Below are 22,375 nucleotides of genomic sequence, written 5' to 3' on the forward strand. Positions count from 1 at the left end.
GAGGACTAATGTGGTGCAGGGGGCTTGTTGTGGTGAGGGGGCTTGCCCCCCCCGTTCGTCTGCGCAGCAGTCGTAAAACCATTGTATGCGGTGTACCTGAAACACCGCGCCAGCAGGTTTTTGGGGCCGCTTCGCAGCCCAACGGGGGCAAGCCCCCTCGCCACACAAGCCCGCTCCCACAGGGGGATTGGGTTGATTCAGATGCTGATGCGCGAATGTTTGATATCGGGTTCCTGGTTGACGCTCAGCTGTTTGACGATTGCATCCTGCAAGCGGCTGCACAGCAAGGGGTCGGACAGCGGCTGATTGTTGGCGTCGGTGATGAAGAACACGTCTTCCACGCGCTCGCCCAAGGTGGCGATCTTGGCGTTCTGCAGCGACAGGTCGAACTCGAGGAAGATCGTGCCGATCCGCGCCAGTAACCCAGGACGGTCGGGTGCGCTGAGTTCCAGCACGGTCACCGGACGTTGGGCATCGTTGTGGATTGTCACCTGTGGCGCAAAGGTAAAATGTTTGAGCTGACGCGGCACCCGACGCTGGATAATCGTTGGGTAGTTGTCCGGATTGCGCAGGGCTTCGGTCAGGCCTTCGCGGATCTGCTTGACCCGCGCCGGGTTGTCGCCGATCGAGTCGCCATCGGTGTCGAGCACGATATAGGTGTCGAGGGTGAACTGGCTGCTGGAGGTGATGACCCGGGCGTCGTGAATGTTCAGGTTGAGCTGGTCCATCGCCGCCACGGTCACGGCGAAGAAGTCGTGCTGGTCCGGCGCATAAATGAAGATCTGCGTACCGCCCTCGAATTCGCGCTGGGTGGTTTCCTTGATCAGCACCAGCGGGCCGCCGTCGGCCGGCTGCTGCAAGATTGCATCAGTGTGCCAGGCTACGTCGCCGGCGGTGTGACGCAGGAAGTAGTCATCGCCCAGTTGTGCCCACAACTGCTCGACGTCGTCCGGGTCGGTGCCGCCGCGTACCAGAATGTCCAGCGCCGCGCTTTGGGTCTGGCGGATCTGCTCTTCGCGATCCACCGGGTTTTCCAGGCCGCGACGCAAGGCGCGCTTGGTCTCGGTGTAGAGTTGGCGTAACAGGCTCGCGCGCCAGGAGTTCCACAGCGTCGGATTGGTCGCGTTGATGTCGGCAACCGTCAGCACATACAGATAATCGAGGCGGGTTTCATCGCCGACAATCTGCGCGAAATCGTGGATCACATGCGGGTCGGACAAGTCCTTGCGCTGGGCAGTGGTCGACATTACGAGATGGTTTTGCACCAGCCAGACGATCAGGCGACTGTCCCAGATCGGCAACTGATGGCGTTGGCAAAAGGCTTCGGCGTCCACTGCGCCGATTTCCGAGTGGTCGCCATGCCGGCCCTTGCCGATGTCGTGGTACAGGCCGGCCAGGTAAATCAACTCCGGCTTGGGCAATTTGGCCATGAGCTTGCTGGCCAGCGGGAATTTTTCCGACACCTGGGTGTACTGCAACTTACGCAGGTGCTTGATCAGGTTCAGGGTGTGCGCATCGACCGTATAGATGTGAAACAGGTCGTGCTGCATCTGCCCGACAATAAAGCCGAACTCCGGCAGATAACGCCCAAGGATCCCGTAACGGTTCATCCGCCGCAGGTTGCGGTGGACGCCGATCTTGCACTTGAACAATTCGATGAACAGGCTGGTATTGCGAATATCGTTGCGGAAGTCGTCGTCGATCAAATGACGGTTCTCGCGCAGCAGGCGGATGGTGTCGGCGCGTACGCCTTTGATCTCCGGCTGCTGGGCCATCAGCACGAAGATTTCGAGCATGGCGAACGGCGTGCGGCGGAACACATTGTTGTTGCGCGCCTCGATGTAGCCGTCGTGCAGCTGGAATCGCGAGTTGATCGGCTGGGGCGGTGCTTCGTCTTCGGGGGCCAGGATCACTTCTTCGAAGTGCTGGATGATCAAGTCGCTGAGCTGGGCAATGCTCATGACCACCCGGTAGTACTGCTGCATGAAGTTTTCGATGGCGTGCTTGGCGTCATTGCCGACGAAACCCAGCAGCCCGGCAATTGTGCGCTGGTGATCGAACAGCAGGCGGTCTTCGGCGCGGCCGGCGAGCATGTGCAGCGCATAACGCACTTTCCACAGGAATTCCTGGGACGAAGCCAGCAGGGCGTTCTCGCTCTCCACCAGGAAACCTTCGCCGGCCAGGGCCCGCAGGTTCAGGGTGCCGTACTCACGACGGGCAACCCACAGAATCGTCTGGATATCGCGCAAGCCACCGGGCGAGCCCTTGACGTTGGGTTCCAGGTTGTATTCGGTGTCGTTGTACTTGTGGTGACGGGCTTTCTGTTCGGCGCGCTTGGCCAGGAAGAACTCCTTGCTGGGCCACATGTGTTCTGTGCTGGTCACGTCCAGCATGCGCTGGCGCAGGCGCTCGGGACCGGCAATGGTACGGCTTTCCATCAGGTTGGTGATCACCGTCAGGTCGGCGCGGGCTTCCTCGGCGCATTCGTCAACCGAGCGAACGCTCTGGCCGACTTCCAGGCCGATGTCCCACAGCAACGTCAGAAAACGCTCGATTGAATCACGGAAAATTTCGTGGTCGGCGCCGCCCAGCAGGATCAGCAGGTCGATGTCAGAGTAGGGGTGCAACTCGCCACGACCGTAGCCGCCGACCGCGACCAGCGCGATGTCGGCTTCGAAGTTCCAGTTGAATTGCTCCCAGGCCTTTTGCAGGATGTTATCGACGAACCAGGCACGATCCTCGATCAGCCGGCGAATCTCCCGGCCGCTGCGAAACCGCTCGTCGAGCACTTCGCGGGCCTGACGGATCGCCTTCTTGAAAGCAGCGATAGGGCTTGCCTTCAGGGCCAGTTCAGCCTGGAACTGGCCGCGGTCGAAGAGTTCGGGATCCACCTGCGGCATCGATTGGCTTTCCTTTCTATAAGGCTGGGAACGGCGCGGGCGGGATCAGGCCGAAACGCGCGGGATGGTATCGTCGCTGCGCAGGGTGAAGATCTCGTAGCCGGTATCGGTCACCAGCAGAGTGTGTTCCCATTGCGCCGACAGCTTGCGGTCCTTGGTGATCGCGGTCCAGCCATCGCCCAGCACCTTGGTGTCGGCCTTGCCCTGGTTGATCATCGGCTCGATGGTGAAGGTCATGCCGGCTTTCAGTTCCATGCCGGTGCCGGCGCGGCCGTAGTGCAGGATCTGCGGTTCTTCGTGGAACACCTTGCCGATGCCGTGGCCGCAGAACTCGCGAACCACCGAGAAACCGTTCTTTTCCGCGTGCTTCTGGATCACTTCACCGATATCGCCCAGGCGGCAGCCGGGTTTGACCAGTTCGATGGCCTTGTACATGCATTCCTGTGTCACCTGGGACAGACGCTCGGCCCAGACTGGCACGGTGCCGACGTGGAACATGCGGCTGGTATCGCCGTGGTAGCCGTCCTTGATCACTGTGACGTCGATGTTCAGCGTGTCGCCATCCTTCAACGGCTTCTCGTTCGGGATGCCGTGGCAGACCACGTGGTTGATCGAGGTGCAGATCGACTTCGGAAAGCCCTTGTAGTTGAGCGGGGCAGGAATGGCTTTCTGCTCGTTGACGATGTAGTCGTGGCAGATGCGGTCCAGCTCTTCGGTGGTAACGCCCGGCTTGACATAATCGGCAATCATTTCCAGCACATCGGCGGCCAATTTGCCGGCGATCCGCATTTTTGCGATGTCCTCTGGGGTTTTGAGGGTGACGGTCATACAGGCTCTCTCTGCGCTCAATGGCGCCTTCTAAAACGAAATGGGCATTGCGCGAACGATCGTCGCGGCCCTGAAAAACGCAATTCTACCAGACGATCAGGGCAAATCTGAGCTTCTGTGCATCGCTTCTCTCTATAGGATGGCGCATTCTTGGGGGATTCCAAGGGCGGGATCAAAAGCATTCGCCAGGTTTTCAGAATGCGGGTTCCGTTTTTTCCGGCCTTGTGATATAAAATGCGCCGCTTTCCGGGGTACCCTGAAAAGCTTAAATCCACACACGTGTCGACACGATGACCTGGGTGCCTTCAGCTGATGCTGCTGGTTGGTCATTGGGATACGTGGAGGCCAAACCCGACTTATTAAGGAACTATCATGTCCCAAGTCAACATGCGCGATATGCTGAAGGCCGGTGTGCACTTCGGTCACCAAACCCGTTACTGGAATCCGAAAATGGGTAAGTACATTTTCGGCGCGCGTAACAAGATTCACATCATCAACCTTGAAAAAACCCTGCCAATGTTCAACGAAGCTCTGACTTTCGTAGAACGTCTGGCCCAGGGCAAAAACAAGATTCTGTTCGTCGGCACCAAGCGTTCCGCTGGCAAGATCGTTGCTGAAGAAGCAGCACGTTGCGGTTCGCCGTACGTCGATCACCGCTGGTTGGGCGGCATGCTGACCAACTTCAAAACCATCCGTGCTTCCATCAAGCGTCTGCGTGACCTTGAAGTGCAAGCTGAAGACGGTACTTTCGCCAAGCTGACCAAGAAAGAAGCGCTGATGCGCACTCGCGATCTTGAGAAGCTGGATCGTTCCCTGGGTGGTATCAAGGACATGGGCGGTCTGCCAGACGCTCTGTTCGTTATCGACGTTGATCACGAGCGCATCGCGATCACCGAAGCCAACAAGCTGGGCATCCCGGTTATCGGCGTAGTCGATACCAACAGCAGCCCGGAAGGCGTTGACTACATCATCCCAGGCAACGATGACGCAATCCGCGCTATCCAGCTGTACATGGGTTCGATGGCTGACGCTGTTATCCGTGGTCGCAACAATGTTGCTGGCGGCACTGTAGAATTCGCAGCTGAAGAAACTCAGGCTGCAGCTGAGTAATTGACGCCCTGGCGTTGACTCAGTAAGCAAAAAGGGGGCTTGGCCCCCTTTTTGCCACCTCGAAAACCATTTGTCGGCGCCCACTGCTTTATCTGTAACGTGCGGCAGCTAACAAGGGTGGTTCGGGAAGAATTGATCGCCCGTTCGATCGGGTGGAATGGTTGAAAACCTATCCAAGAGGAATTTGAAAATGGCAGAGATTACTGCAGCGTTGGTCAAAGAACTGCGCGAGCGTACCGGCGAAGGCATGATGGACTGCAAAAAGGCCTTGACCAAGGCTGGCGGCGACATCGAAAAAGCCATTGATGACATGCGCGCTTCGGGCGCCATCAAGGCTGCCAAGAAAGCCGGCAACGTTGCCGCTGAAGGCGCAATCGCTCTCAAGGAAGACGGTAAATCCGCCGTTCTGCTGGAAGTGAACTCGCAGACCGACTTCCTGGCTCTGCAGGACGACTTCAAGGCATTTGTTGCTGCCAGCATTGAAAAAGCGTTCGCTGACAAACTGACCGATGCTGCTCCGCTGATCGAAGCGCGTGAAGCTGATCGTCTGGTTCTGGTTGGCAAGGTTGGCGAAAACGTCAACATTCGTCGCCTGGCTCGCGTTGAAGGCGATGTTGTTGGTGGCTACCTGCACGGCAACAAGATTGGTGTTGCGGTTGTTCTCAAGGGCGGCGACGTTGAGCTGGCCAAAGACATCGCTATGCACGTAGCGGCTACCAACCCTGAATTCCTGCTGCCGTCGGAAGTTTCCGCTGAAGCGATCGAGCGCGAGAAAGGCGTGTTCCTGACCCTCAACGCTGACAAGATTGCCGGCAAGCCAGAAAACATCGTTGAAAACATGGTCAAAGGCCGTATCAGCAAGTTCCTGGCTGAAGCGAGCCTGGTTGAGCAGGCGTTCGTCAAGAACCCTGAAATCAAGGTCGGCGACCTGGCCAAGAAAGCCGGTGCTGAAATCGTTTCTTTCACCTACTTCAAAGTAGGCGAAGGCATCGAGAAGCCAGTAGACAACTTCGCAGAAGAAGTTGCTGCCCAGCTGGCTGCCAGCAAGCAATAAGACGGTTTTTTAACTGTCGCCCTGAAGAGGCTGCCCGCTTACGCGCGCAGCCTCTTTTCAGATGGGGTTGCCAATTTTATTTGGTTTCCTTTTGGAACTGGCTTACAAAGCCATGTTCCGATGGCGCTGAAGCAGCGCCAAGCTAGAGTGAACGCCAGCTGTAAACAGCTCGCAAAGAATTTTTAAAATACGCCGCAGGAGAGATTCGCAATGGCTCAGCAGGGCAGTGGTTATCAGGCTCGCTATAAACGCATTCTACTCAAGCTTAGCGGCGAGGCCCTGATGGGCTCGGAAGAGTTCGGGATCGATCCGAAAGTTCTGGATCGCATGGCACTGGAAGTTGGCCAACTGGTTGGCATCGGTGTTCAGGTCGGTCTGGTGATCGGCGGTGGTAACCTGTTCCGCGGCGCAGCGCTCAGCGCAGCCGGCATGGATCGGGTCACTGGCGACCACATGGGCATGCTGGCCACTGTGATGAACGCCCTGGCGATGCGCGATGCGCTGGAACGTGCCAATATCTCGGCCATCGTGATGTCGGCCATTTCCATGGTTGGCGTGACCGATCACTATGATCGCCGCAAAGCCATGCGCCACCTGAACTCCAAGGAAGTCGTGATTTTCGCGGCCGGTACTGGCAATCCGTTCTTTACAACGGACTCGGCTGCCTGCCTGCGCGCAATCGAAATCGATGCCGATGTGGTGCTCAAGGCAACGAAGGTTGATGGCGTCTACACCGCTGACCCGTTCAAAGACCCGCATGCCGAGAAGTTCGATCATCTGACCTACGATGAAGTGCTGGATCGCAAGCTGGGTGTGATGGATCTGACGGCCATTTGCCTGTGCCGCGACCACAAGATGCCGCTGCGCGTGTTTAATATGAACAAACCCGGTGCCCTGTTGAATATCGTACATGGCGGCGCTGAAGGAACCCTGATCGAGGAAGTTCAACAATGATCAACGAAATCAAGAAAGACGCTAAAGAGCGCATGCAGAAATCCGTAGAATCGCTGGCGCACAACTTCGGGCGTATCCGTACCGGCCAGGCGCACCCAAGCATTCTGGAAGGTGTGATGGTTCCGTACTACGGCGCCGACACTCCGATCAAGCAAGTGGCGAACATCACCGTTAAAGACGCCCGTACCCTGCAAGTCGTTGCCTTCGAGCGCAACATGCTGGGCGCGGTCGACAAGGCTATCGGTAGCGCTGGCCTGAATCTCAACCCGACCAACCTGGGTGAGTTGCTGCTGATCTCCATGCCGGCCCTGACCGAAGAAACCCGCCGGGGCTTCACCAAGCAGGCTCGTGATGTCGCTGAGGATGCCCGTGTTGCCGTGCGCAACATCCGTCGCGATGCAAACAGCTCGCTGAAGGACCTGGTCAAGGAAAAGGAAATCAGCGAAGACGAAGAGCGTCGTGCCACTGGCGAGATCGACGATCTGACCAAGAAATTCGTGGCTGAAATCGACGCTAAGTTGGCGGAGAAAGAAAAAGACCTGATGGCCGTATAAGGGTCGAGTTTCAAATGGACAAGACCAAGCAGACTGCGCCGTCCGCGGTGCCGCGCCATGTCGCGATCATCATGGATGGTAATAATCGTTGGGCGAAAAAACGCTTTATGCCGGGTGTCGCCGGGCATAAAGCGGGTGTGGATGCTGTTCGTGCGGTCATCGAGGTGTGTGCGGAGTCCGGGGTTGAGGTATTGACCCTGTTTGCGTTCTCCAGTGAGAACTGGCAACGCCCGGCCGATGAGGTCAGTGCCTTGATGGATCTGTTCTTCAGGGCGCTGCGTCGCGAGGCCAAGCGCCTGAACGACAACAACATCAGTTTGCGCATCATCGGCGACCGTTCGCGTTTTCATCCGGAGCTTCAAGCTGCCATGCGTGAAGCCGAGGCTATGACTGCCGGCGTCAATCGCTTTATCCTGCAGATCGCCGCCAACTACGGTGGTCAGTGGGACATCGCGCAAGCTGCGCAACGTCTGGCGCGCGAAGTTCAGGCCGGGCATCTGCGCCCTGAAGACATCACTCCCGAGCTGTTGCAAACCTGTCTGGCGACCGGCGATCTGCCGTTGCCGGACTTGTGCATCCGTACCGGTGGCGAGCATCGCATCAGTAACTTCCTGCTGTGGCAACTGGCTTACGCCGAGTTGTACTTCTCCGACCTGTTCTGGCCGGACTTCAAACACGACGCCATGCGCAATGCGCTGGCTGATTTCGCTTCTCGCCAGCGTCGCTTCGGTAAAACGAGCGAGCAGGTCGAGTCTGGAGCCCGGGTTTAATGCTTAAACAACGAATCATCACGGCACTGATTCTGCTGCCGATTGCCCTGTGCGGGTTTTTCCTGCTTGAAGGGTCCGGTTTTGCACTGTTTATCGGGCTGGTGGTGACGCTGGGGGCATGGGAATGGGCGCGCCTGGCGGGTTTCGCCGGCCAGGCGATCCGTGTTGCTTTTGCTGCTGTGGTCGCGCTGATGCTGTTTGTCATGCACATCCTGCCGGGGCTCGCGCCTTGGGTGCTGGGTGCCTCGGTGCTCTGGTGGGGCGTGGCCACCTATCTGGTGCTGACTTATCCGCGGTCCAGCGAACACTGGGCCAGCGCTGCCTGCAAGCTGGCGATCGGTTTGTTGATTCTGTTGCCGGCCTGGCAAGGTCTGATCCTGATCAAGCAGGAACCCTTGGGCAACTGGCTGATCATGGCCGTGATGGTGCTGGTCTGGGGCGCCGATATCGGTGCGTACTTTTCCGGCCGAGCCTTCGGCAAGCGCAAGCTTGCACCACAGGTCAGCCCTGGCAAGAGCTGGGAGGGCGTGTACGGCGGCTTGCTGCTGAGCCTGGTGATCACGGCAATCGTCGGTTTTGCGCGGGACTGGAGTTTCGCTCAGATGCTGATGGGCCTGTTCGGTGCCGCGGTCATCGTGTTCATTTCGGTGGTGGGCGACCTCACCGAAAGTATGTTCAAGCGCCAGTCGGGGATCAAGGACAGCAGTAATCTGCTGCCGGGGCACGGCGGTGTGCTGGACCGCATCGACAGTCTGACAGCGGCGATTCCGGTGTTCGCCGTGCTGCTGTGGATGGCGGCATCGTGAGTCGCCCACAACAGATTACCGTGCTGGGGGCGACCGGCTCGATTGGTCTGAGTACTCTGGACGTCATCGCCCGTCACCCCGAACGCTATCAGGTATTCGCCTTGAGCGGTTTCACTCGTTTGAGTGAGCTGTTTGCGCTGTGCGTGCGTCATGAGCCACGTTTCGCGGTCGTGCCGGAATCTGGCGCTGCCCGAGGCTTGCAGGACGAATTGCATGCGGCTGGCCTGTCGACCCGTGTTCTGGTGGGAGAGGAGGGCTTGTGTCAGATCGCCTCGGATCCAGAAGTCGATGCGGTAATGGCGGCGATCGTCGGGGCGGCGGGTTTGCGTCCGACCCTGGCGGCGGTCGAGGCCGGCAAAAAGATTCTTTTGGCCAATAAAGAAGCGCTGGTGATGTCCGGTGCGCTGTTCATGCAGGCCGTGCGTAAAAGCGGTTCGGTACTGCTGCCTATCGACAGCGAACACAACGCGATTTTCCAGTGCATGCCACAGGACTTCTCTCGTGGTTTGGGCGCGGTCGGTGTACGCCGGATTCTACTGACAGCCTCTGGTGGCCCGTTCCGGCAGACGCCCCTGGCCGAACTGGCGCATGTTACCCCCGAGCAAGCGTGTGCTCACCCGAATTGGTCCATGGGGCGCAAGATTTCGGTGGATTCGGCCAGCATGATGAACAAAGGGCTCGAGCTGATCGAGGCCTGCTGGCTGTTCGACGCTACGCCCTCTCAGGTCGAAGTGGTGATTCACCCGCAAAGCGTGATTCATTCGCTGGTCGACTATGTCGATGGTTCGGTGCTGGCGCAGCTGGGTAATCCGGATATGCGCACACCAATTGCCAATGCCCTGGCGTGGCCGGAGCGGATCGACTCGGGCGTTGCGCCGTTGGATCTGTTCGCCATCGCTCGCCTGGATTTCCAGGCACCCGATGAAGAGCGTTTCCCTTGCCTGCGCCTTGCGCGTCAAGCCGCCGAGGCAGGTAACAGCGCGCCGGCCATGCTCAATGCCGCGAATGAAGTGGCTGTGGCGGCCTTTCTCGACGGACGGGTTCGCTATCTGGAAATCGCGAGTATTATCGAGGAAGTATTGAACCTCGAGCCTGTGGTTGCGGTTGATGATCTCGAGGCAGTGTTTACGGCCGATGCGAAAGCACGGGTACTGGCCGGGCAATGGTTGAGTCGTCACGGCCGATAAGTGCTGCAATACGTTGGCCCATGCAGCACCGATAGGATTGCGGAGAAAGTAGATGAGCGCGCTCTATATGATTGTCGGCACCCTGGTAGCGCTGGGCGTGCTGGTCACCTTCCACGAATTCGGCCATTTCTGGGTCGCACGTCGCTGTGGGGTCAAAGTGCTGCGTTTCTCCGTGGGCTTCGGCATGCCGCTGCTGCGCTGGCACGACAGCAAAGGCACTGAATTCGTGGTTGCCGCCATCCCGCTGGGTGGCTACGTGAAAATGCTCGACGAGCGCGAAGGTGAGGTGCCGGCCGATCAGCTCGATCACGCCTTCAATCGCAAGTCCGTCCGTCAGCGCGTTGCTATCGTGGCAGCCGGTCCGATTGCCAACTTTCTATTGGCGATGGTGTTTTTCTGGGCATTGGCAATGCTGGGCAGCGAGCAGGTGCGCCCGGTTATCGGCGCGGTCGAATCCGGCAGTATCGCCTCCAGGGCAGGTTTGAGTCCGGGGCAGGAAATTATTGCCATCGATGGCGAGCCCACTTCCGGCTGGGCTGCGGTGAACCTGCAACTGGTCCGCCGCCTGGGCGAGAGCGGTTCCCTGCAAGTGCTGGTCCGCGACCAGGGCTCCACCGTGGATTCGCCTCGTGAGCTGGTGCTGGACAAGTGGCTCAAGGGGGCTAACGAGCCGGATCCTATTCACTCGCTGGGTATTCGCCCCTGGCGTCCGGCATTGCCGCCGGTGCTGGCCGAAATTGATCCGAAAGGGCCGGCGAAGGCTGCGGGTTTGAAGGCTGGAGACCGCCTGTTGACCTTTGATGGCAAGGCACTGGATGACTGGCAGCAAGTAGTCGACATCGTCCGTTTGCATCCGGATACCAAAATCATGCTGCGCGTTGAGCGCGACGGTGCTCAAATCGACGTCCCTGTGACGCTGGCCGCGCGCGGCGAGAGCAAGGCACCCACTGGCTATCTGGGCGCAGGGGTGAAAGCGGTCGATTGGCCACCAGAGATGATTCGCGAAGTCAGTTACGGTCCGGTGGCCGCGATTGGGGAGGGTGCCCGACGCACCTGGACCATGAGCGTACTGACCCTCGACTCGCTCAAGAAAATGTTGTTCGGCGAGCTCTCGGTAAAAAACTTGAGTGGACCGATAACCATTGCTAAAGTGGCGGGCGCTTCTGCCCAGTCGGGCATCGCTGATTTCCTGAATTTCCTTGCTTATCTGAGTATTAGCCTGGGTGTTCTGAATTTGCTGCCCATTCCTGTACTGGATGGGGGGCATTTGTTGTTTTATCTGATCGAGTGGGCGCGTGGTCGTCCCTTGTCGGATCGGGTGCAAGGTTGGGGGATACAGATCGGTATCAGTTTGGTGGTCGGGGTGATGTTGCTTGCTCTGGTCAATGATCTGGGTCGACTGTAACGCTTCGCTGAATTGCGAATCTGCCGCATTTTGCGGCAGTTTTTATTGCCAGTTGGAATAAGAAAGGACTTCATGAAACGTCTGCTGCTAACTGCGGTTCTCACCGTATTGATGATCGCCGAAGTTCACGCCGAGTCCTTCACTATCTCTGATATTCGCGTCAATGGCCTCCAGCGGGTCTCCGCGGGTAGTGTCTTTGGTGCCTTGCCGTTGAACGTCGGCGAGCAGGCGGATGATCGTCGCCTGGTGGAATCCACTCGTGCGCTGTTCAAAACCGGGTTCTTTCAAGATATCCAGCTGGGCCGTGAAGGCAATGTCCTGGTCATTACTGTAGTCGAGCGTCCGTCGGTCGCCAGTATCGAGATCGAAGGCAACAAGGCGATCTCCACTGAAGACCTGATGAAGGGCCTCAAACAGTCCGGTCTGGCCGAAGGCGAGATCTTCCAGCGCGCGACCCTCGAAGGTGTGCGTAACGAGCTGCAGCGTCAATACGTCGCTCAGGGCCGCTACTCGGCTACCGTCGACACCGAAGTGGTGCCGCAGCCGCGTAACCGCGTTGCCCTGAAGGTCAACATCAACGAAGGTACCGTAGCGGCGATCCAGCACATCAACGTGGTGGGCAACACTGTTTTTCCTGATGAAGACCTGATCGACCTGTTCGAACTCAAGACCAGCAACTGGCTGTCGTTCTTCAAGAACGATGACAAGTACGCTCGTGAAAAGCTCTCCGGTGACCTGGAGCGTCTGCGTTCCTATTACCTGGACCGTGGCTATATCAATATGGATATCGCTTCGACCCAGGTGTCCATCACCCCGGACAAGAAACACGTCTATATCACCGTCAACGTCAACGAAGGCGAGAAGTACACCGTTCGTGACGTGAAACTCAGCGGCGACCTGAAAGTGCCTGAAGACCAGGTCAAGTCCCTGCTGCTGGTTCAGAAAGGCCAGGTGTTCTCGCGCAAGCTGATGACCACCACCTCCGAACTGATTACCCGCCGCCTGGGTAACGAGGGTTACACCTTCGCTAACGTCAACGGCGTGCCTCAGCCTCACGATGAAGACCACACGGTCGATATCACATTCGCTGTCGATCCGGGCAAGCGTGCTTACGTGAACCGCATCAACTTCCGTGGCAACACCAAGTCCGAAGACGAAGTGCTGCGCCGTGAAATGCGTCAGATGGAAGGCGGCTGGGCTTCGACCTACCTGATCGACCAATCCAAGACCCGCCTGGAACGTCTGGGCTTCTTCAAGGAAGTCAACGTCGAGACGCCGGCCGTGCCGGGTGTCGATGATCAGGTTGACGTGAACTACAGCGTTGAAGAGCAGGCTTCCGGTTCGATTACCGCCAGCGTTGGTTTCGCCCAGAGCGCCGGTCTGATCCTTGGTGGTTCGATCACTCAGAACAACTTCCTGGGTACCGGTAACAAGGTCAGCATCGGCTTGACTCGCAGTCAGTATCAAAGCCGTTATAACTTCGGTTATGTCGACCCCTACTGGACAGCTGACGGTGTGAGCCTGGGTTACAACGCTTTCTATCGTACGACCGACTACAAAGACCTCGATGTCAACGTAGCCAGCTACGCCGTAGACAGCCTGGGCGCAGGTGTCAACGTTGGTTATCCGATCAGCGAGACTTCGCGTCTGACGTTTGGTTTGTCTGCACAACAAGACAAGATCAAGACGGGTCTTTACACCGTCGACGAAATCTTCGACTTCGTTAACAAGGAAGGTGATCAGTACCTCAACTTCAAGGCATCGGCCGGTTGGTCTGAATCCACCTTGAACAAAGGGGTACTGGCGACCCGTGGTCACTCCCAGAGCTTGACTGCGGAAGCCACGACACCGGGCAGCGACTTGTCGTTCTTCAAGCTCGATTATCGCGGTCAATTGTTCCAGCCGTTGTCTGAAAACTACACCATGCGCCTCCACACCGAGCTGGGCTATGGCGATGGTTATGGTTCGACCGACGGCTTGCCGTTCTATGAAAACTATTACGCCGGTGGTTTCAACTCGGTTCGTGGCTTCAAGGACAGCACCCTGGGGCCTCGTAGTACGCCGAGCCGGGGCGTGAACCCGGGCACCGCAACCGACCCGGACCAGGATCCACTGCCGTTTGGTGGTAACGTCCTGATTCAGGGTGGTGTAGAAGTTCTATTCCCTATGCCGTTCGTGAAAGATCAGCGTTCCTTGCGCACTTCGGTATTCTGGGACGTGGGTAATGTGTTCGATTCGACTTGCAAGCAGAGCACCAACGCCGATGGTTCCAAGTCCAACACTCAGTGTAACGACGTCAGCCTGAGCAACATGGCCAGTTCGGTGGGTGTCGGTGTGACATGGGTTACCGCCCTTGGTCCGTTGAGCTTCGCCTTGGCGATGCCAGTCAAAAAACCGGACAGCAATGCCGAGACTCAAGTGTTCCAATTCTCCCTCGGCCAGACGTTCTAAGCGTCTGACCCAAGATAATGACAATGGATTTTGTAGGAGTGCATCGTGCGTAAGTTGACTCAATTGGTTCTCCTGGCGACCGTGCTGGTTGCAGGTCCGGCTTTTGCCGACATGAAAATCGCCGTTCTGAACTATCAGATGGCACTGCTGGAATCCGATGCGGCGAAGAAATACGCCGTGGATGCCGAGAAAAAATTCGGCCCGCAACTGACCAAGCTCAAGAGCCTGGAAAGCAGCGCCAAGGGTATCCAGGACCGTCTGATGGCTGGTGGCGACAAGATGCAGCAAGGCGAGCGTGAACGTCTGGAGCTCGAGTTCAAGCAAAAGGCCCGTGATTTCCAGTTCCAGTCCAAGGAGCTGAACGAAGCCAAAGCCGTTGCCGACCGTGAAATGCTGAAGCAGCTCAAGCCGAAACTGGACAGCGCTGTGGAAGAAGTCATCAAGAAAGGTGCTTATGACCTGGTCTTCGAGCGTGGCGCAGTGATTGATGTCAAGCCTCAGTACGACATCACTCGCCAGGTTATCGAGCGCATGAATCAGCTGAAGTAACCCATGACAGCGACTATAAAGCTCGGCCAGTTGGCCGAGTTCCTCGGCGCCACCTTACGTGGCGACCCGGAGAAAGAAATTACTGGGCTGGCCACTTTGCAAGAGGCTGGCCCAGCTCAGTTGAGCTTTCTGGCAAATCCTCAATACCGTAAATACCTGGCTGACAGTCAGGCCGCAGCCGTGCTGCTGAAGGCCGCTGACGCTGAAGGTTTTGTCGGTGATGCGCTGGTGGTGGCTGACCCATATCTGTCTTATGCGCGCATTTCCCACCTGTTCGATCCCAAGCCCAAGGCGCCGGCCGGTATTCATCCGGCAGCGGTAGTGGCAGCGGATGCGGTGGTCGATCCGGCGGCGAGCATCGGTGCCTTTGCGGTCATCGAAAGTGCAGCGCGCATTGGCGCCGGTGTGACCGTTGGTGCGCATTGCTTCATCGGTGCACGCTGCGAAATTGGCGAGGGCGGCTGGTTGGCCCCGCGCGTCACGCTGTATCACGACGTGCGCATCGGCAAACGGGTGGTGATTCAATCCGGTGCCGTGCTCGGTGGTGAAGGCTTCGGTTTTGCCAACGAGAAAGGTATCTGGCAGAAAATTGCCCAGATCGGCGGCGTCTCGATCGGAGACGACGTGGAAATAGGCGTTAATACCGCTATCGATCGTGGCGCGCTGGCCGATACCGTCATTGGTAATGGTGTGAAGCTCGACAATCAGATTCAGATTGCCCACAACGTCCAGGTTGGTGACCACACGGCCATGGCCGCGTGCGTGGGAATTTCCGGCAGCACCAAAATCGGCAAGCATTGCATGCTCGCCGGTGGCGTAGGGCTGGTGGGGCATATCGACATTTGCGACAACGTTTTCCTGACCGGGATGACCATGGTGACCCACTCGATTACCGAGCCGGGCTCCTATTCTTCCGGTACGGCGATGCAACCGGCAGCCGAATGGCGCAAAAGCGCGGCACGTATCCGTCAGCTCGATGACATCGCGCGACGTCTGCGACAGCTGGAAAAGCGTGTAGGGGACGTGACCCCTGACGGTAATGCTTCATCAGATGGCTGATACCATTTCCATATCAAGTGTGCACAGCCGCTAGACTGCCTCCCTTGATTTGCTAGAGGAGTGCGCGTCAGTCGCGCGCTCCCAATCTTTACATAGGCTTCCCCCCGAAATGATGGACATCAACGAGATTCGCGAATACCTGCCTCACCGTTACCCGTTCCTGCTGGTGGACCGGGTGGTGGATCTGGATGTGGAAGGCAAGCGCATTCGCGCCTACAAGAATGTCAGCATCAACGAACCGTTCTTCAATGGTCACTTCCCTGCGCATCCAATCATGCCGGGCGTACTGATCATCGAAGCGATGGCTCAGGCTGCCGGGATCCTTGGTTTCAAAATGCTCGACGTGAAACCGGCCGATGGCACGCTTTACTACTTCGTCGGCTCCGACAAACTGCGCTTCCGTCAGCCGGTGCTGCCGGGCGATCAATTGATCCTTGAAGCCAAGTTCATCAGTTGCAAGCGTCAGATCTGGAAGTTCGAATGCCAGGCTTCGGTCGATGGCAAGCCAGTCTGCTCCGCTGAAATCATCTGTGCGGAACGCAAACTATGAGTTTGATTGACCCTCGCGCAATCATCGATCCGACGGCCATCCTGGCCGACGACGTCGAAGTCGGCCCTTGGTCGATTGTCGGCGCAGGTGTGGAAATCGGCGAGGGGACAGTGATCGGGCCGCATGTGATTCTCAAGGGCCCGACCCGAATCGGTAAGCACAACCGCATCTACCAGTTTTCTTCGGTAGGTGAGGACACGCCCGATCTGAAATACAAGGGCGAGGAAACCCGTCTGGTCATCGGTGACCACAACGTCATCCGTGAAGGCGTGACGATTCACCGCGGGACCATTCAGGACCGTTCGGAAACGACCCTGGGCGATCACAACCTGATCATGGCCTATGCCCACATCGGTCACGACAGCGTTATCGGCAATCATTGCATCCTGGTCAACAACACCGCGTTGGCAGGGCATGTGCACGTTGAAGACTGGGCGATCCTGTCCGGCTTCACCCTGGTTCACCAGTATTGCCACATTGGCGCCCACAGCTTTTCCGGCATGGGCACTGCCATTGGCAAAGACGTTCCTGCGTACGTCACGGTATTCGGCAACCCCGCTGAAGCTCGCAGCATGAACTTCGAAGGCATGCGCCGTCGCGGCTTCAGCGAAGAGGCGATCCACGCGCTGCGTCGTGCCTACAAGGTGGTTTACCGCCAGGGCCTGACAGTCGAGCAAGCGCTCGCCGAGCTGGCCGAACCCTCGCTGCAGTTCCCGGAAGTCGCGGTGTTCCGTGATTCCATCCAGTCTTCGACCCGCGGCATCACCCGCTAATCATGGCCAATCTGCGTATTGCGCTGGTGGCGGGTGAGGCTTCCGGTGACATTCTGGGTGCGGGTCTCATGCGTGCGCTCAAGGCACAGCATCCGGCGGTCGAGTTCATTGGTGTCGGCGGTCCGCTGATGCAGGCCGAAGGCCTGACCTCGTATTTCCCGATGGAACGCCTTTCTGTCATGGGGCTGGTGGAAGTGCTGGGCCGTTTGCGCGAGCTGTTGGCCCGTCGCAAGAAACTGGTTGCGGACCTGATCGCCGCGAAGCCGGACGTGTTCATCGGTATCGATGCCCCGGACTTCAACCTCAATATCGAACTCAAGCTGCGTCAGGCCGGGATCAAGACCGTGCATTACGTCAGCCCGTCGGTCTGGGCCTGGCGACAGAAGCGGGTGCTGAAGATTCGCGAAGGTTGCGACCTGATGCTGACGCTGTTCCCGTTCGAAGCTAAATTTTATGAAGAGAAGGGCGTGCCGGTACGGTTTGTCGGGCATTCCCTGGCCGATGCGATCCCGCTTGAGGCCGATCGCACCGCCGCGCGGGCCGAACTCGGTTTGCCGGAAGGGCCGTTGGTTGCCCTGATGCCGGGTAGTCGTGGCGGTGAAGTCGGGCGCCTCGGTGCGTTGTTCCTCGACACCGCCCAGCGCCTGCGGGCCATGCGTCCGGGCGTGCGATTCGTCATGCCGTGCGCCAGTCCGGAGCGTCGGGCCCAGTTGGAAGAGTTGCTGGCTGGTCGCGATCTGCCGCTGACCTTGCTCGACGGCAAATCCCATCTGGCGCTGGCGGCGTGCGACGCGGTGTTGATCGCTTCGGGCACCGCGACCCTGGAAGCATTGCTGTACAAGCGGCCGATGGTGGTCGCTTATCGCCTGGCACCGCTGACGTTCTGGATTCTCAAACGGATGGTGAAGAGTCCCTACGTCTCGTTGCCGAATTTGCTGGCCCAGCGCCTGCTGGTGCCAGAGTTGTTGCAGGACGATGCGACAGTCGAAGCCCTGGCCCAGACTCTGTCGCCGCTGATCGAAGGTGGCGAGGAGCAGACCCGAGGCTTTGACGAAATCCACCGAACCCTGCGACTGGACGCCTCCAATCAGGCAGCGGACGCGGTACTGAACCTGATTGGCAGAGCATAATGAGCAAAGCAAGCAAGCAGCTGGGTCTGGATTTTATGCTGGTCGATGAAGTTGAAGATCTGGTGGCAGGTGTCGATGAGGTCGGTCGCGGCCCGCTGTGCGGTGCCGTGGTGACCGCCGCGGTGATCCTTGATCCGAGCCGGCCGATTCTCGGCCTCAACGATTCGAAGAAACTCACCGAAGCCCGCCGTGAAAAACTCTACGACGAAATCTGCGAAAAAGCCTTGAGCTGGTGCATTGCTCGCGCTGAAGTCGAAGAAATTGACGAGTTGAACATCCTTCATGCCACCATGCTGGCCATGCAGCGCGCGGTCGAGGGCCTGCACATTCAGCCGAAGCTGGCGATGATCGACGGCAACCATTGCCCGAAACTCTCGATGCGCGCCGAAGCGGTGGTGCAAGGCGACAGCAAAGTGCCGGCCATCGCTGCGGCGTCAATTCTGGCCAAGGTCAGCCGTGATCGTGAAATGGCGGCGTTCGAACTGATTTACCCGGGTTACGGCATCGGTGGCCACAAAGGCTACCCGACGCCCGTTCATCTGGAGGCGCTGACGCGTCTGGGGCCGACACCGATTCACCGCCGCTCGTTCGCCCCGGTACGCCTGGCGTATGAAGCGCGGGAAAACCTGATCGAGGGTTAGTCGCAGGCTGATGTTTTACTCAAGGCCCGGTACAATCCGGGCCTTGTTGTCTTCACGTTTCTAGTTTCTAGACAGGATCACTATGCCGGCTTCATTCGTTCATCTACGCCTGCACACTGAATATTCCCTGGTCGACGGTCTGGTGCGGATCAAACCGCTGGTCAAGACCCTGGTCGGCATGAACATGCCTGCCGTGGCGGTCACTGACCAGAACAACATGTGTTCCCTGGTCAAATTCTATAAAGCCGCCATGGGCGCCGGGATCAAGCCGATCTGTGGCGCCGACCTGTGGCTGTCGAACAAGGATCCGGACAACCCCTTGAGCCGGATCAGCCTGCTGGCGATGAACGCCACAGGTTATCGCAACCTCACCGAACTGATCTCCCGTGGTTTCATCGACGGCCAGCGCAATGGTTCGATCATCATCGAGCGCGAGTGGGTGGCCGAAGCCAGCGAAGGCTTGATCATGCTGTCGGCGGCGAAAGAGGGCGAAATCGGCCTGGCGATGCTCGGCGGCAACCCGGACGAAGCCGAAACCCTGGCTCGCGAGTGGATGGCGGTGTTCCCGGATCGTTTCTATCTGGAAGTCCAGCGCACCAACCGCCCCAACGACGAAGAACAACTGCACGGCGCCGTGGCCCTGGCCGAGAAAATCGGCGCGCCGCTGGTGGCGACCAACGACGTGCGCTTCATCAAGCAGGAAGACTTCGAAGCCCACGAAACCCGCGTTTGCATCGGTGAAGGCCGCGCCCTCGACGATCCGCGGCGTTCGAAGAATTACAGCGATCAGCAATACCTCAAAAGCGCCGAGGAAATGGCCGAGCTGTTCAGCGACCTGCCTGAGGCGCTGGAGAACACAGTCGAGATCGCCAAACGCTGCAACATCGAAGTGAAGCTGGGCAAGCACTTCCTGCCCAACTTCCCGATTCCCGATGGCATGACCATCGACGAATATTTCCGCAAGGTTTCCTTCGACGGTCTGGAAGAACGCCTCAGCGTTCTGCTGCCCAAGGACACCACCGAAGACTACGAAGCCAAGCGCCAAGTCTATGTCGACCGGCTGAATTTCGAGCTGGATATCATCATCCAGATGGGCTTCCCCGGTTACTTCCTGATCGTGATGGACTTTATCCAGTGGGCCAAGAACAACGGCGTACCGGTGGGGCCTGGCCGTGGGTCGGGTGCCGGGTCGCTGGTGGCCTATGTGCAGAAGATCACCGACCTCGACCCGCTGGAATATGACCTGCTGTTCGAACGTTTCCTTAACCCGGAACGGGTTTCCATGCCCGACTTCGACGTCGACTTCTGCATGGACGGTCGCGACCGCGTGATCGATTACGTGGCCGAGAAATACGGCCGTAACGCGGTAAGCCAGATCATCACCTTCGGTTCCATGGCGGCCAAGGCTGTGGTCCGTGACGTGGCGCGGGTGCAGGGCAAGTCCTACGGACTGGCGGATCGTCTGTCGAAGATGATTCCGTTCGAAGTCGGCATGACCCTGGAAAAAGCCTACGAACAGGAAGAAATCCTGCGCGACTTCATCAAGGTCGATGAAGAAGCCGCGGAAATCTGGGAAATGGCGCGCAAGCTCGAAGGCGTTGTGCGTAACGTCGGTAAACACGCCGGTGGCGTGGTGATTGCGCCGACCAAGCTGACCGACTTCTCGCCGATCTATTGCGACGAAGCGGGCGACGGTCTGGTAACCCAGTTCGACAAGGATGACGTCGAGGCTGCCGGTCTGGTGAAGTTCGACTTCCTGGGGCTTCGGACCCTGACGATCATCGACTGGGCGCTGAAAACCATCAACCGCGACCGCGCCAAGGTCAACGAACCGCCGCTGGACATCGCGTTCATCCCGCTGGACGACAAACCGACTTACACGCTGCTGCAAAAAGCCGAAACCACCGCGGTGTTCCAGCTCGAGTCGCGCGGCATGAAAGAGCTGATCAAAAAGCTCAAGCCCGACTGCCTGGAAGACTTGATCGCACTGGTGGCCCTGTTCCGTCCGGGCCCGCTGCAATCGGGCATGGTGGACGACTTCATCAACCGTAAGCACGGTCGCGCCGAACTCGCGTACCCGCACTCGGACTACCAGTACGACGGCCTCAAGCCGGTATTGGCGCCGACTTACGGCATCATCCTGTATCAGGAACAGGTGATGCAGATTGCCCAGGTCATGGCCGGTTACACCCTCGGCGGCGCGGACATGCTGCGTCGAGCCATGGGTAAGAAAAAACCCGAAGAAATGGCCAAGCAGCGCGGCGGTTTCATTGAAGGTTGCGCCACCAACAATATCGACGCTGACCTTGCCGGTAACATTTTCGACCTGGTAGAAAAATTCGCCGGTTACGGTTTCAACAAATCCCACTCCGCTGCCTACGGCCTGGTGTCGTACCAGACCGCGTGGCTGAAAGCCCACTATCCGGCGCCGTTCATGGCCGCGGTACTGTCGGCGGATATGCACAACACCGACAAGGTCGTGACCTTGATCGAAGAAGTGCGGACCATGAAGCTGCGCCTCGATGCGCCAGACGTGAACACCTCGGAGTTCAAGTTCACGGTGAACGACGAAGGCCGCATCATTTACGGTCTGGGCGCGATCAAGGGCGTGGGCGAAGGCCCGGTCGAAGCGATTACCGAGGCGCGGCAAGACGGGCCGTTCAAGGACCTGTTCGATTTTTGCGCGCGGGTCGACCTCAAGCGTATCAACAAACGCACCCTCGACGGCTTGATCCGCAGTGGTGCCCTGGACCGCCTTGGCCCGTATTTCCACGATGAGCAGAAAGCCTATCAGGCCAACATCGACCGCAACCGCGCGGTGTTGTTGACGGCCATGGAAGAGGCGATCAAGGCTGCCGAACAAACCGCTCGTACCCACGACAGTGGGCATGCCGATCTGTTTGGCGGTCTGTTCGTTGAAGAAGACGCCGACGTCTACGCCAATCACCGCAAGGCCAAGGAGCTGACCCTCAAGGAACGCCTGAAAGGCGAGAAAGATACCTTGGGCCTGTACCTCACCGGCCACCCGATCGACGAATACGAGGGCGAGATCCGTCGCTTCGCCCGTCAGCGCATCATCGACCTGAAGCCGGCTCGCGACACGCAAACGGTCGCGGGCATGATCATCGCCCTGCGAGTGATGAAGAACAAAAAGGGCGACAAGATGGGCTTCATCACCCTCGACGACCGCTCCGGGCGGATCGAAGCCTCGTTGTTCGCCGATGCGTTCCATTCCGCGCAGTCGCTGTTGCAAACCGATGCGATGGTGGTGGTCGAAGGCGAAGTCAGCAACGACGACTTCTCCGGTGGCCTGCGGTTGCGGGTCAAGCGGGTGATGAGCATGGAAGATGCGCGCACCAACCTGGCCGAAAGCCTGCGCCTGAAGTTGCATGCAAAGGATCTCAAGGGCGATCAGCTACGCTGGTTGGGCGAGTTGTTGAAGCGTCATCGCGGTGCGTGCCCGATCACCATGGACTACACCAGCCCCGATGCGAAGGCCTTGTTGCAGTTTGGCGAGACCTGGCGGATCGACCCGGCGGATGCCTTGATTCAAGCCCTGCGTGACCAGTTCGGGCGAGACAACGTCTTCCTCCAATACCGTTGACGGTCAGGCGCCATTCCTTACCATGGGAACGCGCCTGATCCCGACCCGAA

General features: G+C 58.5%; 18 protein-coding genes. 16 read left to right on the plus strand and 2 right to left on the minus strand.

Translation table 11 applies throughout. The annotated features are described in order from the left end of the window. Positions 1-197: 197 nt before the first annotated feature. Both AC1DQM_RS16615 and map read right to left on the minus strand, forming a co-directional pair. Positions 198-2,900 (minus strand): [protein-PII] uridylyltransferase, encoded by a 2,703-nt coding sequence (locus AC1DQM_RS16615; protein ID WP_064620056.1) that lies wholly within the window; start codon positions 2,898-2,900, stop codon positions 198-200. A 45-nt stretch (positions 2,901-2,945) separates the two neighbouring features. Next, positions 2,946-3,728, minus strand: a complete 783-nt coding sequence (gene map / locus AC1DQM_RS16620; RefSeq protein ID WP_018927020.1) for a type I methionyl aminopeptidase — start codon at positions 3,726-3,728, stop codon at positions 2,946-2,948. Between the two features lie 372 nt (positions 3,729-4,100). Here map and rpsB point away from each other — a divergent pair, with 372 nt between their 5' ends. From rpsB to dnaE, 16 genes are all read left to right on the plus strand, one after another. Continuing rightward, the gene (rpsB, locus tag AC1DQM_RS16625) at positions 4,101-4,838 is read left to right on the plus strand and encodes a 30S ribosomal protein S2 (protein WP_008052780.1); all 738 of its coding nucleotides are present in this window, start codon (positions 4,101-4,103) and stop codon (positions 4,836-4,838) included. 190 nt (positions 4,839-5,028) lie between these two features. Continuing rightward, the gene (gene tsf / locus AC1DQM_RS16630; protein ID WP_018927018.1) at positions 5,029-5,892 is read left to right on the plus strand and encodes a translation elongation factor Ts; all 864 of its coding nucleotides are present in this window, start codon (positions 5,029-5,031) and stop codon (positions 5,890-5,892) included. A 210-nt stretch (positions 5,893-6,102) separates the two neighbouring features. Next, a complete protein-coding gene (gene pyrH / locus AC1DQM_RS16635; protein ID WP_003198235.1) occupies positions 6,103-6,846 on the plus strand; it encodes a UMP kinase in 744 nt (247 codons plus the stop codon). Continuing rightward, positions 6,843-7,400, plus strand: coding sequence for a ribosome recycling factor (frr, locus tag AC1DQM_RS16640; protein WP_007940501.1), 558 nt, complete (start codon positions 6,843-6,845; stop codon positions 7,398-7,400). Before pyrH ends, frr begins: the two co-directional genes overlap by 4 nt. A gap of 14 nt (positions 7,401-7,414) precedes the next feature. After that, entirely contained in the window at positions 7,415-8,170 is a 756-nt protein-coding gene (gene uppS, locus AC1DQM_RS16645; RefSeq protein ID WP_018927017.1) for a polyprenyl diphosphate synthase, read from the plus strand. Continuing rightward, a complete protein-coding gene (locus AC1DQM_RS16650; RefSeq protein WP_086944758.1) occupies positions 8,170-8,976 on the plus strand; it encodes a phosphatidate cytidylyltransferase in 807 nt (268 codons plus the stop codon). The genes uppS and AC1DQM_RS16650 overlap by 1 nt, the downstream gene beginning before the upstream one ends. After that, complete coding sequence (ispC, locus tag AC1DQM_RS16655) at positions 8,973-10,163, plus strand: 1-deoxy-D-xylulose-5-phosphate reductoisomerase (protein WP_477746520.1); 1,191 nt, start codon at positions 8,973-8,975, stop codon at positions 10,161-10,163. Before AC1DQM_RS16650 ends, ispC begins: the two co-directional genes overlap by 4 nt. Positions 10,164-10,215: 52 nt before the next feature. Beyond that, a complete protein-coding gene (rseP, locus tag AC1DQM_RS16660) occupies positions 10,216-11,568 on the plus strand; it encodes a sigma E protease regulator RseP (RefSeq protein ID WP_018927014.1) in 1,353 nt (450 codons plus the stop codon). Between the two features lie 72 nt (positions 11,569-11,640). After that, positions 11,641-14,019, plus strand: a complete 2,379-nt coding sequence (bamA, locus tag AC1DQM_RS16665; RefSeq protein ID WP_018927013.1) for an outer membrane protein assembly factor BamA — start codon at positions 11,641-11,643, stop codon at positions 14,017-14,019. A gap of 45 nt (positions 14,020-14,064) precedes the next feature. Further along, complete coding sequence (locus AC1DQM_RS16670) at positions 14,065-14,568, plus strand: OmpH/Skp family outer membrane protein (RefSeq protein WP_007940508.1); 504 nt, start codon at positions 14,065-14,067, stop codon at positions 14,566-14,568. 3 nt (positions 14,569-14,571) lie between these two features. Further along, the gene (gene lpxD, locus AC1DQM_RS16675; protein WP_477746521.1) at positions 14,572-15,627 is read left to right on the plus strand and encodes a UDP-3-O-(3-hydroxymyristoyl)glucosamine N-acyltransferase; all 1,056 of its coding nucleotides are present in this window, start codon (positions 14,572-14,574) and stop codon (positions 15,625-15,627) included. Positions 15,628-15,736: 109 nt separating this feature from the next. Beyond that, positions 15,737-16,177 (plus strand): 3-hydroxyacyl-ACP dehydratase FabZ, encoded by a 441-nt coding sequence (gene fabZ / locus AC1DQM_RS16680; protein WP_007940511.1) that lies wholly within the window; start codon positions 15,737-15,739, stop codon positions 16,175-16,177. After that, positions 16,174-16,950 carry an acyl-ACP--UDP-N-acetylglucosamine O-acyltransferase gene (gene lpxA, locus AC1DQM_RS16685; RefSeq protein WP_018927011.1) on the plus strand — a complete coding sequence of 259 codons (777 nt, stop codon included), beginning with the start codon at positions 16,174-16,176 and terminating at the stop codon, positions 16,948-16,950. Before fabZ ends, lpxA begins: the two co-directional genes overlap by 4 nt. Before the next feature lie 2 nt (positions 16,951-16,952). Next, entirely contained in the window at positions 16,953-18,080 is a 1,128-nt protein-coding gene (gene lpxB, locus AC1DQM_RS16690) for a lipid-A-disaccharide synthase (RefSeq protein WP_064620046.1), read from the plus strand. Further along, positions 18,080-18,721, plus strand: coding sequence for a ribonuclease HII (rnhB, locus tag AC1DQM_RS16695; RefSeq protein WP_477746522.1), 642 nt, complete (start codon positions 18,080-18,082; stop codon positions 18,719-18,721). The genes lpxB and rnhB overlap by 1 nt, the downstream gene beginning before the upstream one ends. 82 nt (positions 18,722-18,803) lie before the next feature. After that, the gene (dnaE, locus tag AC1DQM_RS16700) at positions 18,804-22,325 is read left to right on the plus strand and encodes a DNA polymerase III subunit alpha (protein WP_018927008.1); all 3,522 of its coding nucleotides are present in this window, start codon (positions 18,804-18,806) and stop codon (positions 22,323-22,325) included. Positions 22,326-22,375 lie beyond the last annotated feature (50 nt).

Source organism: Pseudomonas sp. 01L34 (genome assembly GCF_056400265.1).

Excerpts from the sequence above, each read along its gene's own strand:
- rseP (WP_018927014.1), top strand. The coding sequence starts at position 10,216 with ATGAGCGCGCTCTATATGATTGTCGGCACCCTGGTAGCGCTGGGCGTG.
- dnaE (WP_018927008.1), top strand. The coding sequence starts at position 18,804 with ATGCCGGCTTCATTCGTTCATCTACGCCTGCACACTGAATATTCCCTG.
- bamA (WP_018927013.1), top strand. The coding sequence starts at position 11,641 with ATGAAACGTCTGCTGCTAACTGCGGTTCTCACCGTATTGATGATCGCC.
- tsf (WP_018927018.1), top strand. The coding sequence starts at position 5,029 with ATGGCAGAGATTACTGCAGCGTTGGTCAAAGAACTGCGCGAGCGTACC.
- fabZ (WP_007940511.1), top strand. The coding sequence starts at position 15,737 with ATGATGGACATCAACGAGATTCGCGAATACCTGCCTCACCGTTACCCG.
- rpsB (WP_008052780.1), top strand. The coding sequence starts at position 4,101 with ATGTCCCAAGTCAACATGCGCGATATGCTGAAGGCCGGTGTGCACTTC.
- map (WP_018927020.1), bottom strand. The coding sequence starts at position 3,728 with ATGACCGTCACCCTCAAAACCCCAGAGGACATCGCAAAAATGCGGATC.
- frr (WP_007940501.1), top strand. The coding sequence starts at position 6,843 with ATGATCAACGAAATCAAGAAAGACGCTAAAGAGCGCATGCAGAAATCC.
- lpxB (WP_064620046.1), top strand. The coding sequence starts at position 16,953 with ATGGCCAATCTGCGTATTGCGCTGGTGGCGGGTGAGGCTTCCGGTGAC.
- lpxD (WP_477746521.1), top strand. The coding sequence starts at position 14,572 with ATGACAGCGACTATAAAGCTCGGCCAGTTGGCCGAGTTCCTCGGCGCC.
- lpxA (WP_018927011.1), top strand. The coding sequence starts at position 16,174 with ATGAGTTTGATTGACCCTCGCGCAATCATCGATCCGACGGCCATCCTG.
- rnhB (WP_477746522.1), top strand. The coding sequence starts at position 18,080 with ATGAGCAAAGCAAGCAAGCAGCTGGGTCTGGATTTTATGCTGGTCGAT.
- AC1DQM_RS16615 (WP_064620056.1), bottom strand. The coding sequence starts at position 2,900 with ATGCCGCAGGTGGATCCCGAACTCTTCGACCGCGGCCAGTTCCAGGCT.
- uppS (WP_018927017.1), top strand. The coding sequence starts at position 7,415 with ATGGACAAGACCAAGCAGACTGCGCCGTCCGCGGTGCCGCGCCATGTC.
- AC1DQM_RS16650 (WP_086944758.1), top strand. The coding sequence starts at position 8,170 with ATGCTTAAACAACGAATCATCACGGCACTGATTCTGCTGCCGATTGCC.
- pyrH (WP_003198235.1), top strand. The coding sequence starts at position 6,103 with ATGGCTCAGCAGGGCAGTGGTTATCAGGCTCGCTATAAACGCATTCTA.